7 protein-coding genes are annotated in these 12,361 nt (G+C 68.9%); 2 read left to right on the top strand and 5 right to left on the bottom strand.

The annotated features are described in order from the left end of the window. Positions 1 to 17: 17 nt before the first annotated feature. From VT85_RS07930 to uvrA, 3 genes are all read right to left on the bottom strand, one after another. Complete coding sequence (locus tag VT85_RS07930; RefSeq protein WP_156512738.1) at positions 18 to 455, bottom strand: hypothetical protein; 438 nt, start codon at positions 453 to 455, stop codon at positions 18 to 20. Then, positions 452 to 1,135, bottom strand: a complete 684-nt coding sequence (locus VT85_RS07925) for a helix-turn-helix domain-containing protein (RefSeq protein WP_068413004.1) — start codon at positions 1,133 to 1,135, stop codon at positions 452 to 454. The genes VT85_RS07930 and VT85_RS07925 overlap by 4 nt, the downstream gene beginning before the upstream one ends. Before the next feature lie 334 nt (positions 1,136 to 1,469). Further along, positions 1,470 to 8,015, bottom strand: a complete 6,546-nt coding sequence (uvrA, locus tag VT85_RS29005; protein ID WP_068413001.1) for an excinuclease ABC subunit UvrA — start codon at positions 8,013 to 8,015, stop codon at positions 1,470 to 1,472. A 487-nt stretch (positions 8,016 to 8,502) separates the two neighbouring features. On the opposite strand from uvrA, the gene VT85_RS07915 reads away from it, so the two are divergent. Beyond that, the gene (locus tag VT85_RS07915; protein WP_068421643.1) at positions 8,503 to 9,798 is read left to right on the top strand and encodes a sulfatase; all 1,296 of its coding nucleotides are present in this window, start codon (positions 8,503 to 8,505) and stop codon (positions 9,796 to 9,798) included. Positions 9,799 to 9,864: 66 nt separating this feature from the next. Here the strand turns inward: VT85_RS07915 and VT85_RS07910 are convergent, their stop codons facing one another. Further along, positions 9,865 to 10,725: a hypothetical protein gene (locus VT85_RS07910; RefSeq protein WP_156512737.1), complete on the bottom strand. Its 861-nt coding sequence runs from the start codon at positions 10,723 to 10,725 to the stop codon at positions 9,865 to 9,867. Positions 10,726 to 11,026: 301 nt separating this feature from the next. Between VT85_RS07910 and VT85_RS07905 the strand changes: the two genes are divergently transcribed. Continuing rightward, a complete protein-coding gene (locus tag VT85_RS07905) occupies positions 11,027 to 11,422 on the top strand; it encodes a response regulator (protein ID WP_068412994.1) in 396 nt (131 codons plus the stop codon). A 75-nt stretch (positions 11,423 to 11,497) separates the two neighbouring features. On the opposite strand, the gene trhA is transcribed toward VT85_RS07905, so the two are convergent. Continuing rightward, positions 11,498 to 12,253, bottom strand: coding sequence for a PAQR family membrane homeostasis protein TrhA (gene trhA, locus VT85_RS07900; protein WP_068412991.1), 756 nt, complete (start codon positions 12,251 to 12,253; stop codon positions 11,498 to 11,500). Between the last annotated feature and the right edge of the window lie 108 nt (positions 12,254 to 12,361).

The raw sequence follows: 12,361 nt of genomic DNA, 5'->3' as shown, positions 1-12,361 counted from the left end.
GGGGCACGGCGATCGGGTCACTTCGCCTCGGCGAGGCCCGCCGCGAACCCTCGCCACAGCGAGGCCAGGGCTGCCTTGTCGGCCATCGAGACCTCGGCGTCGGGTTTTCCTTCAGGGACGACCGCTGCGAAGGCCGGGGCGACGGCCCGGTCGAAGAGTGTGATGCGGGATGCGGCCCAGGTGTCGGCAACGACCGTGAGCGAGTCGTTCACGCTTCGTCCGGCGTCCAGGGATTCAGCGCCGCGCCGCCAGGATTCGGCGTACACGGCTCCCAGCGCCTTCGGGTAGGCTCGGCCGACGGCCGTCACCCCGGCGACCGCGTCGGGTTTTCGCGAGCCTCCCCGATGGGTCGTCCAGGCGACGCCCGCCGAGGCGGAAACCATGATGACGGCGAGCGTCGGCCCCCAGCGCTTCGCCAGGAGGGCCGTCGTCGACGCGGCGGCTTCGAGCGTCATGCGGATTCCCGAGACCGACATGGTGAATCACCCTGATTGCTGATGCGGGATTCGTAAGGGACGTACGTGAGGGAGGGGAGAATCGAGCGTGCGTCGGCGGGATCGATGTTCCTCGGGGGAATCCCAGCGAATCGCCGCGCACGCCGCTCTCGCCTCGATTCCGGACTGAGGGGGATCGCGACGACCTCGCGGCGGTTCCGACCGGGGGCCGTCGAGGAGGTCGGCTCGGGCTTGGGGTCGGTCCCCGGGTCGCGCTTCATCGCCGGGTGATCGTCGATCCCCGACTTCGAGCAGACCATGCAGCAGAAGAGGGAGCCCGGTTTGATCGGCCCGTGGTGCGGGCACTTCGAGGCGGGAGTGAACGAGTCGATCGGAAACAATGGAACGAGTTCGAGCCACCATGGCGTACGTGGAGTGGCCGGGCTCGGCGGGGGCGTTTCCTCATCCCCAGCGACAGCGTCCCGAAACGGCAGGATTGCGTTCGCGGCGTCATCCTGAATGCGGGAGGCCTCCTGCTCGCGACTTCGGGCCAAAGCCCGTCGCACGAGTTGGACGCTCACGCCGGCATCCTCGGCGATCGCCGAGGTCGACTTCCCCTCCTGGTTCAGCCGGAGCCATTCCTGGTCACGGATTTCGCGGGTTTCGCCGTACGCCCGCTTCCGAATCGTCGTCTTCGCCATGACATCTCCCAGGCCCGCCCGGCCCTCGGTCGACGTCTATCTCAGTTGTGCTATACGAAACGAAGTGCGGAAAGGCAACTCAATCGGCGAATTCGGGATAATCGCCTAAGTCGTGTCATGGTATGGAGTAGCGATTTGGAAATATCTGGCGGATGGGAAACTTTCGCGGCGTGCGTGGGAAATATCGTGCAGAATGGGGATGTGGACCGAGGGCCTTCGAAGTCGAATGGCCTCGCTCAACGACTGGTCTGACACGCACGAACGAACGCCCGCCCGGCCCTCGCTCGACGTTTCGACGGTATTTCGATTGGAGTTCGAGGGGCCGATCCGGCCTCTATTGAAGGTCCGCGGCTTTCACGAGCCGTTTGCCGGCGACCGACTTGTGAAGGGCCTTGACGGATTGGCCAAGGAATTCGTCGAATGCCGGGGTCTGGAAGTCGGCCAGGGTGTGGCCGGTGATCGTGATCTCCTGCGCGCCGGGGGTGCTTGAGACCTTCAGGCGGGGGGCGTCGGAGAGGACGGGCGTCGGGGCTTCGTGGAAGGGGACGAGGCCCAGACTGGCGGCCAGGGCTTTCGCCTGGAAAGTGTTACGGGGGACGCGGACTCGCAGGGTGACGATCCATTCGCCGCCGGTCGTGGCCTGGAAGAAGACGTAGTCGGGCTCGCCGTTCTGGCTGAGGAGCCCGATGCGGACGGCTCCGCGCTGATTCCAGTCGGTCGGGGCGAGGAGGCCCCGGCCGAGTTCCTCCAGGCGGTCGACGATCCGCCCGAGGATCTGGCCGTCCCAGCGGGCGGGGCGGCCGTTCCGGGAGGTCCGTTCCTCGGTGTGCCACTTCCGGCCGTCGCGCTCCCAGGGGGCGAGGGCGACGGCCGGGTTCGGTGACTCGGCGGAGCCGTTCGCGCGAGCTTTGGCGCCCCTGGCCGGCGTGGGCGCGACGGCGGCCTGGGCCTGAGCTTCGGCCTCGGCCTTGGCGGCGAGGCGGGCGGCCTTGGCCACGGCGGCGGCCTTCTTGGCGGCTTCCTTGGGGTTGAAGCGGAGGCGTTCGGCGAAGGGTCCTTCGGCGAGGAGAGGCCGGAGAAATCGGGAGGTGTAGCCGCGTTTGCAGGCGGCGACGGTCTCCGGGGGGCCTTCGGCCACGATCTCGCCGCCGCCGCGACCGGCCTCGGGGCCGAGGTCGATGACCCAGTCGGAGGTTTTGACGACGTCCAGGTTGTGCTCGATGACGACGACCGAATTGCCAAGGTCGGCGAGCCGGTGGATCACGTCGAGCAGCTTGCGGACGTCGTCGACGTGGAGGCCGGTGGTCGGTTCGTCGAGGACGTAGAGGGTCCGTCCGGTGTCGGGCCGGGAGAGTTCGGAGGCCAGCTTCACGCGCTGGGCTTCGCCACCGGAGAGGGTCGGGGCCGACTGGCCGAGCGGCAGGTATCCCAGGCCGACGTCGTGGAGGGTCTGGAGGATCCGCTTGATCCGGGGGACCTTGTCGAACAGTTCGAGGGCCTGGTCGACGGACATGTCGAGGACGTCGGATATGGCCTTGCCGCGGAAGCTCACGGCGAGGACTTCGGGGGTGAAGCGGCGGCCCTTGCAGGATTCGCAGACGACCCAGACGTCGGGGAGGAAGTGCATTTCGATGCGTTTCTGCCCGGCTCCCTCGCAGGCTTCGCAACGGCCTCCCGCCATGTTGAAGCTGAACCGACGAGGGGTGTAGCCGCGGACCTTGGACTCGGGGAGCTTGGCGAACAGCTCGCGGATCAGGTCGAACGCGCCGGAGTAGGTGGCGGCCGTGGAGTTGGGCGTGCCGCCGAGCGGCGACTGATCCACGCGGATCACCTTGTCGATGAGTTCGAGCCCAAGGACGGCCTCGACGGCCCCCGGCGAGACCTGCGCGCGGTGCAGGACGCGGGCGGCGGTCTTCCAGAGCACGTCTTCCACGAGCGTGCTCTTGCCCGATCCCGAGACGCCGGTCACGACGGTCACCACGCCGAGCGGGATCCGGACGTCCAGGTCTTTGAGGTTGTTGTGGCGGGCTCCCTTGACGACGAGCGCGGGGACGTCGGCGTCGGGTCCGGCGGGGCGGCGGTTGGTGGGGATCGGGATGGCTTTGGAGCCGCTCAGGTAGGCGCCGGTGAGAGAGTTGGGATCGGCGGCGACCCTGGCGGGGGGGCCGACGGCGGTGACCTCGCCGCCGAACCGGCCGGAGCCGGGACCGAAGTCGACGAGGGCGTCGGCGGCCTCGATGATCTCGCGGTCGTGCTCGACGAGGACGACGGTGTTGCCCAGGTCGCGGAGTCGTTTGAGGGCGCCCAGGAGTCGACCGTTGTCGCGGGGGTGGAGGCCGATGGTCGGCTCGTCCAGGACGTAGAGGACGCCGGTCAGGCCGCTGCCGATCTGGCTGGCCAGCCGGATGCGCTGGCTCTCGCCGCCGGAGAGGGTCGGGGTGCCTCGGGCCAACGAGAGATAGTCGAGGCCGACTTCGACGAGGAACGAGAGCCGTTCGTGGACCTCGCGGACGAGGTCGCCGGCGATGTGCCGCTGTTCGTCGTCGAGGTCGAGCTTCTCGAAGAACTCAAGCGCCTGGCCTAGAGGCAGGCGGTTGATCTGGTCGAGGGTGAGGCCCCGGAAGCGGACGGCGGCGGCGTCGTCGCGGAGCCTGGCCCCCATGCAGGACGCGCAGGGGACGTCGTCGACGAGCCCCTGAAGCTTCCACCGGTACTGGAACGAGACTCGGCCCGCTTCCTCGATCGCGGGGAACAGGCCTTTATATTGAAACGCGAAGCCGGGGACCCCGTCGGCGGCCGGCGCGTCGTACCAGGCGTCGGGGCGGCCGTGGAGGATCGTGCGGCGGTGTCGACCTTCCAGGTCGTCGAACGGGAGGTCCAGGTCGATCCCCTCGGCGTGGGCGACGGCCTCGATCATCCGGCCGAAGGCCTGATTCTCGCGCAGGTCGGGCCAGACGGCGACGGCCCGATCTCGGAGCGAACGGCCGGGGTCGGGGATGAGGACGGCGGGGTTCGCCCCTTGCTGGACGCCCAGACCTTCGCAGACCGGGCACCAGCCGAGCGGGCTGTTGAACGAGAAGTGGTGGGGAGAGAGTTCCTCGAAGCTTCGGCCGCAACGGTCGCACGAGCGATGCTGGCTGAAGCGGTCGACGGGCCATTTCGTCTCGTCGAGGTCGTCGACCACGCGGGCGACGAGCACCACGCCCTTGCCCAGGTCGAGGGCCGATTCCACGGCGTCGGCCAGGCGGGCGCGGGTGGCCCGACGGACCACGGCGCGGTCGACGACCACCTCGATCTGGTGCTTGCGGCGGCGGCTCAGCTTGGGGGGGGCGTCGAGCTCGATCGTCCGGCCGTCGACCCGGGCGCGGGCGAACCCGGACGCCTTCAGCGTGAGCCAGAGGTCGTCGTACGACTCGGTCTCGCGGCGGTCGACGGGGGCCATGACGTGGACGCGGGAGCCTTCGGGAAGCTGGAGGATCTTCTCGATGATCTCGTCGGACGTCTGCGAGCCGATCGGGAGGCCGCAGGACGGGCAGCAGGCGTCCCCCAGGCGGGCGACGAGGATGCGCAGATAATCGTGGATCTCGGTGACGGTGCCGACCGTCGATCGCGGGCTCTTGCTGGTGGTCTTCTGCTCGATGCAGACCGCCGGGGAGAGGCCGGTGATCTTCTCCACGCGGGGCTTGGGGAGCGGCGCCAGGAACTGCCGGGCGTAGCTGGAGAGGCTCTCCACGTACCGTCGCTGGCCTTCGGCGTAGAGCGTGTCGATCGCCAGCGAGCTCTTGCCCGAGCCGCTGGGACCGCTGCAGACGGTCATCTTGTTGCGCGGGAGGTCGAGGTCGAACCCCTTGAGGTTGTGCTGGCGGGCGCCGCGCACGGAGATGAGGTCGAGCCCCTCCTCCGAGGACTTCCCTCCCTTGCCTTTCCCCGCCCCCTTCGCGGCCGATTTGGGCCGTCCGACTCGTCGCCGGGGGTTGGGCTTCAGGACCCGTTCCAGGGCGCGTCCGGTGTGGCTTTCGGCGACCTGGGCGACGGCTTCGGGGGGACCCTGGGCCACGACCTGGCCGCCGCCGGCGCCCCCTTCCGGGCCGAGGTCGATGAGCCAGTCGGCCGTCTTGACGACGTCGAGGTTGTGCTCCACCACGACCACGGTGTTGCCGCGCTCCGTGAACCCGCGAAGCACGGCCAGGAGCTTGCGGACGTCCTCGAAGTGGAGCCCGGTCGTCGGCTCGTCGAGGATGTAGAGCGTCTTGCCAGTCCCTTTGCGGACCAGTTCCCGGGCCAGCTTGATGCGCTGGGCTTCGCCTCCGGAGAGGGTGGGTGAGGCCTGGCCGAGCTTCAGGTAGTCGAGCCCCACGTCGTGGAGGGTCTGGAGCATGGCCGCGATCTTGGGGACGTTGGCGAAGTGCTCCAGGGCCTCCTGGACGTCCATCTGCAACACGTCGCTGATGCTCTTCCCTTTATAGCGGACGTGGAGGGTCTCTCGGGTGAAGCGCCGGCCTTCGCAGACCGGGCAGACGACCCAGACGTCGGCCAGGAAGTCCATCTCCAGCTTGTTGGAGCCGTTCCCCTCGCAGGCCTCGCAGCGGCCCCCGGCGACGTTGAAGCTGAACCGGCCGGGCTGATACCCTCGCGCCCGGGAGTCCGGCAGCTTGGTGTAGAGGTCGCGGATCAGATCCCACAACTTGATGTAGGTGGCGGCGTTGGAGCGCGGGGTCCGGCCGATCGGCGCCTGGTCGATGTCGATGACCTTGTCGAGCTGGTCCAGGCCCTCGATCCGGTCGTGCTCGCCGGGGACGGATTGGGCTCCGTTCAGGTCCCGGGTGAGGGCGTCGCGGAGGATGTCGCCGACGAGCGAACTTTTGCCCGAGCCCGAGACCCCCGTGACGCAGACGAACAGGCCCAGCGGGAAGGCGACGTCGATCCCCCGCAGGTTATTCTGACGGGCCCCGCGGATCACCAGCGCCCGGCCGTCGGGGACCTTCCGCACCCTGGGGATCTCGATCTTCGCCTTGCCCGAGAGGTAGGCTCCAGTCAGGCTTTCCTTGGCTTTTTCCAGGGCTTTGAGGTCTCCCTGGGCGACGACCTCCCCCCCCTTGACGCCGGGGCCGGGGCCGAAGTCGACGAGCCAGTCGGCGGCGCGCATGGTGTCTTCGTCATGCTCGACGACGATGACGGTGTTGCCCACGTCCCGGAGCCGCTGCAAGGCCGAGATGAGGCGGTCGTTGTCGCGCGAGTGGAGGCCGATGGAGGGCTCGTCGAGGATGTAGAGGACCCCCACCAGCCCCGCGCCGACCTGGCTCGCCAGTCGGATCCGCTGGGCCTCGCCGCCGGAGAGGGTCGGTGCCGAGCGGTCCAGCGACAAGTAATGCAGACCGACGTCGATCAGGAACCCGAGCCGCCCCCGAATCTCCTTGAGCAACTCCTCGGCGATCGTCCGCGAGATCGGGTCCAGGGGCGTGGGGGGCGGGCCCTCGTCGTTGGTCGGCTCATGCGAAGGTTCGGCGAGGGCGTCGAAGAACCCCTTGACCCGGCCGATGGGGCGTGAGGAAAGCTCGACGAGAGTCCGCCCTCCGACGCGGACGGCCCGCGCGCGGGCGTTCAGCCGAGCCCCCTTGCACTCCGGACAGGGGAGGCTCCGCATGAACGGTTCGAGCATGGAGCGGGTGGGGCCGCCGCCGGAGTTCTTGTAGCGGTCCAGCAGCTCGGCGGCCACGCCGGGCCACTTCTCGGGGTGGGTCCAGGCCTTCCCCTTGGTCTTCCAGTGGCAGACGATGGTCCGATCGCCGGCCCCATAAAGCCAGACCTGACGCCACTTTTCGTCGAGCTTGCTCCAGGGCCCGCGGAGCATGGTCCCGGCCGCGGGGCCGTCGGCGTCGGCCTCGAAGTTGCGAGCGACGCCTTCGAACAGGTGCTTGCGCCACTTGCCGATTTCCTTCACCGCGCCGAGCGGAGCGATGGCCCCTTCCCAGACGGAGAGCGACGGGTCGGGGATCAGCAGGGCGGGGTCGAAGTCGTGCCGGATCCCCAGGCCGTCGCAGGCCGGGCACATTCCCTGGGGGCTGTTGAAGCTGAAAAGTTGCGGGCTGGGGGGGTCGAAGCCGATCCCGCAGTGGGTGCAGGCGTAGTGCGCCGAGAGGACCAGGTCGGGCTGGCCCTCGATCGCCACCAGCAGGGTCCCCTCCCCCAGCTTGAGCGCCTGCTCCACGGCCTCGGCCAACCTGCCGCGCGCGTTCTCGGCGGCGGTCGCCTTGAGGCGGTCGATCACGACCTCGATATCGTGCTTGATCTGGCGATCCAGCCGGAGGTCGTCGGCCAGCGCGTGGATCTGGCCGTCGACCCGGGCGCGGACGTACCCGGCCTTGGCGAGATCGACGAACAGGTCCTTGTACTCCCCCTTCTGGCCCCGGACGACGGGGGCCATCACGCTGAACGGCGTCCCTTCGGGGAGGTCCAGGATGCGCGCGACGATCTGCTCGCGGGTCTGGGCGGCGACCGGCCGGTCGCAACGGGGGCAATGGCCCTGGCCTACCCTGGCGAACAGCACGCGCAGGTAGTCATTGATCTCGGTGATCGTTCCGACCGTCGATCGCGGGTTCCGGCCGCCGGTCTTCTGCTGGATCGAGATCGACGGTGAGAGCCCTTCGATCCGGTCCACGTCGGGCTTGGACATCTGACCGAGGAATTGCCGGGCGTAGCTGGAGAGGCTCTCCACGTACCGCCGCTGGCCTTCGGCGTAGAGCGTGTCGAACGCCAGCGAGCTTTTGCCCGAGCCCGAGACCCCCGTCAGGCAGATCAACCGTCCTCGCGGCAGGGTCAACGACACATCCCGGAGGTTGTGTTCGCGCGCCCCCCGGATCACCACGTCCGATGCCGCCATCCTTGCGAAGCCCTCCCCGCCGCAATCCTGAAACAACCCCAGGAAACGTACTATACACGCGTCCGCCTAATCTTGTCCAGCAGCCGTTTCGATTCTGGCGATTCCTCCTGCAGAAGTGGCCTGGTCGACATCGTGCGGCCATCTTGTCCACGGTCCATCCATGGCTTAAGGACGAGGCTGTGGACAGCGCAAGGTTAGATTTGGATTCAGGTTGCGAATGGTTTTCCTGCTTCGTCCCTACTTGACTCTCAGAAATTCAGATCAAAAGGAGAGGGAAGCGGGATTGGCACCTGGTGAGGGAGAGTCGCTTGCTGCCTGAGGCAAGAAAGTGAGGGGGGACGGTGGACACCGTGGCCCGCTTAGGGAGGGATGGGGGATCGGTTTCGCCGGGGGGGCGGAGCAGTGTAGGATGGCCTTCGCGTCGTCGGGTCGGTATGTGCGGGGTTCGCCTGACGGTCGGGCCGCGATCAGCGAGCAGGAGGTGGAGATGGTGCGCTTGGGAATGTGGCTGGCGGTTCTGGGGTTGTGGGGGGGGACGGTGGTCGCGGCGGGCAAGTCGCCGAACGTGGTATTGATCGTCTCGGACGACCACGCCTGGGGCGACTATTCGTTCATGGGGCATCCCCACGTCCGCACGCCTCGCATCGACCGGTTGGCGAGCGAGGGCACCACCTTCCGGCGCGGGTATGTGCCGTCGAGCCTCTGCTCACCCAGCCTGGCCACCATCCTGACCGGGCTCTACGCGCATCAGCACAAGCTGACCAGCAACGACCCGCCGGGCACTTCCAACCGCAATCCCGCCGAGGTCGTTCGCGAAGGCCGGCGACGGATGGTGGGCTTCATCGAGGCCGCGCCGACGCTCCCGAAGCTCCTCGCCGAGCGGGGATACGACTCGTTCCAGGCGGGCAAGTGGTGGGGCGGGAATTTTCGCACCGGCGGCTTCACCGAGGGGATGACCCACGGCGACCCCGCCCACGGAGGCCGCCACGGCGACGACGGCCTGGCGATCGGCCGACGGACGATGCAGCCGGTCTTCGACTTCATCGACCGCTCCGTCGACGCCGACCGCCCGTTCTTCCTCTGGTACGCCCCCATGATGCCCCACCAGCCCCACACGCCGCCCGAGCGGCTGCTGGCGAAGTATCGCGACCAGACGTCGAGCCTACACGTCGCCAAATACTGGGCGATGATCGAGTGGTTCGACGAGACCTGCGGCGCTCTTCTGGACCACCTCGACGCGCGAGAGATCGCCGACGACACGATCGTCGTCTATCTGGCCGACAACGGCTGGATCCAGGACCCGGACGCCCCGCGCTTCGCCCCTCGTTCCAAGCGTTCCCCGTACGACGGCGGCCTGCGGACGCCGATCCTGGTGCGATGGCCCGGCAAGGCCCGCCCCGCGATGATCGACCAGCCCGTCAGCTCGATCGACCTCGCCCCCACGATCCTCAAGGCGATCGGGGCCGAGCCGACGCCCGACATGCAGGGAATCGACCTCCTCGACCCTCAAGCCGTCGCTCGCCGCGAGGCCGTCTTCGGCGAGGTCTTCACGCACGACGCCGTGGATCTCGACCGACCAGCCGCCAGCCTCACCGAGCGCTGGACCGTCGCCGGCGACTGGAAGCTCATCGTCCCCGACCCCCGCAACGCCCCCGACGCCCCCCTCGAACTCTTCCACCTCGCCGCCGACCCCGACGAACGCCAGAACCTCGCCGATCGCGAGCCCGAGAAAACCGCCGAACTCACCCGCCTCCTTGATGCCTGGTGGAGCCCGGCGGACTGATCCGTCCTCGCCCCCCCCGCCAGGGGAGAAGGCATGAGTGCGACGGCCGAAGGTGGAGGGGCTCCCTCAGACGGGCGACGCCGCGCGGGGCGGCTTGCGGGATCGCAAGCGGAGGCCGAAGGCCGAGGCGGCGGCGAAGACGAGCCAGGCGGCGGGTTCCGGTACGGGGGCGGCCTGGGCGTCGTCGGCGAGGGCCAGGGCGGCCGTTGCGGATTCGGGGGAGGACTGGGTCTGCATCTCCCCTTCAAGGACCTGCGCGGCGACCCTGGCGGGAGGGATGATGACCGGCTTCGGCGACGGCGGCGTGAACGCCTTCTTCAATGCGTCGGCGATCTGGTTGTTGATCTTCTTCACGGCGTCGGCGCTCGAGTCGAACCAGCCGCCGACGGTGTCGCCGATCGACTTGCCGGAGGGGTCTCCCTGGACGCCGGGCCGCCAGTACTGCACGGAGCCGTCGCCGCCGTGCGCCAGCGAGGACGGCGAGGCCGACTCGACCAGGAAGGCCTGGCGCGCCCCGACGACCGCCACGCGGTCGTGGCCCGCGAGTTCGGTGTTGAGCGACCGCAGCGCCAGGGCGTCCAGGCGGAGGGGGCCCGCCGAGTTCCGGCCGGCGGCCGAGGCGACGAGCGGGACGCCGTCGGGGACCTGCGAGCGGCCGGGGAGGCGATAGGCGACGTAAGTCGGCGTCGTCCCGGCGGGGAATTCGCCGCCGGCGCGGGGGAGGGCGATCCGACGACCTTCCTGGTCCAGAACCACGGCCCGACTCGTCGGGGCACCCAGCGTGTAGCCGGTGCGGAGCGGCGCGGCGGTCGCGTTCGGGGTCGAGGTCGCGAGCGGGCCGGTCAGCCCGATCCCCAGCAGGATCGCCGTCGTCGTCAGCGACGATCTTCTCCGGGCCGCGACGCGGCGATTGCGTGCGTTGGTCACGAGATCCATCCTTCCTCCCGTCCCCGGGGACGAGGTGCCGATTCCTTGGCGAGCCGACGAAAATCCGAAGCGTCGAGCGACGGTTCGACGGCAGGGCGCAGACAGGGGGCGGCGACGTGGGTATTGCGTTCGCGGGGCGTTCTAGCACGATCCCCTCAAGTCGGGCAACCCGAAAACCGACGCGCCCGCGCAGGCGTCCATCCCTTGAATACCCCGCGGCCTTCGCGAAGAATGCTGAACGACGACTCATGGACGCAACACGAACAAGTCGAAATTCTTCACGCGACGGAGGACCGAGGACATGGCCAAGACGGGCGGCGAGACCCCCAGGATCCTGGATGTGGGCCAGTGCAATCACGACCACGGCAAGATCACCGGCTTCCTGACGGAACGGTTCGGCGCCACGGTCGACCGCGCGCACGGCCTTGAAGACGCACGCGAGCTGATGAGCAAGACGCGCTATGACCTCGTCCTGGTTAACCGCCTGCTGGACGTCGACCAGGAATCGGGCCTTGAGGTGATCCGGTCGCTCAGGGAGGTCGCCGACCCAGGCATCGCGGCCGTGCCGTTCATGCTGGTGAGCAACTATCCCGAGGCCCAGCAGGCCGCCGTCGAAGTCGGCGCCGAGCTCGGCTTCGGCAAGGCCGAATTCGACGACCCGACGACCTTCGACCGCCTCTCCGCCCTGCTGAACTGAACGGATCGACCCCGGCCCCTTCCTTCTTCTTGCGGGGGAAGTGGGCCGGAGGCGGGATCCGGCGAGCCCGAGCGACTAGACTTCGATCGTCGCCGACCGTTCCGACCGCGTGCGGCTCTCCGCAGAGAGCCCCGCCTCCCGCAACGACGGCGGCTGCGCGGGGACGACGACCTGGAACAGGAACGCGACGTGCGCCGCAGTCCCGGCCAGCACGAACAGGTGGAAGACCTCGTGCGAGCCGACGCCGGGGAAGAATCCCGGAGACCGGGTCAGGTTGACGATCGCCCCCACGCTGTAAAGTGCGCCGCCGATGGGGAGGAGCCGGAGGGTCCGCCGGTCGTAGGACCGTCGGATGTCGGCGTAGCAGAGGGCCATCCCCCAGCCCAACCCCAGATAGATGCTCGTCGCCAACCATGTCGGAAAAGCCCGGCCGAGGGCGACGGCCCCCGCGCAGGTGATCGCGACCCCCCACACCACCACCATCGCCACCCGCCGGGGTGCCGGACGCATGAGCGACCAGGCGGCCGGCGTGAACGTCCCCGCGATCAGCAGGAAGATGCCGACCAGGTCGAGCCGCCGCAGCAGGTCGCGGCCTGATTCGTCCGCCGGGATGCCGTGGAACGCCGCGCTCCCCGCGTAACAGGCAACCATCCCGAATCCGAAAATCGCCAGCGACGCGACCTTCCCGGATTTGAAGGATTGCGCGGCCGGGTCGGTCGCCGGGGTCCGCATCGCCGCGCGGACGAGGAGCCAGGTGATCGGGAAGGCGGCGGCCAGGCCCAGCAGGTGCGTCCCGGTGCTGACCAGCTCTCGCGATTCGGACGGCGACATGAGGACCCCCGGTTCGGTGGCGTCGGCGTCCTCGGCCGCCCTTCGCCGTTCGCGGCCCGTCTCGCCCGTCGCGAGACGATCTGCATCCGCTATTCGATTTTCGAACCG

Origin of the sequence: Planctomyces sp. SH-PL62 (genome assembly GCF_001610895.1) — a bacterium.
GTDB lineage: Bacteria > Planctomycetota > Planctomycetia > Isosphaerales > Isosphaeraceae > Paludisphaera.
The sequence above is the reverse complement of the archived record's forward strand: the minus strand, read 5'-3'. Positions and strand labels throughout refer to the sequence as shown.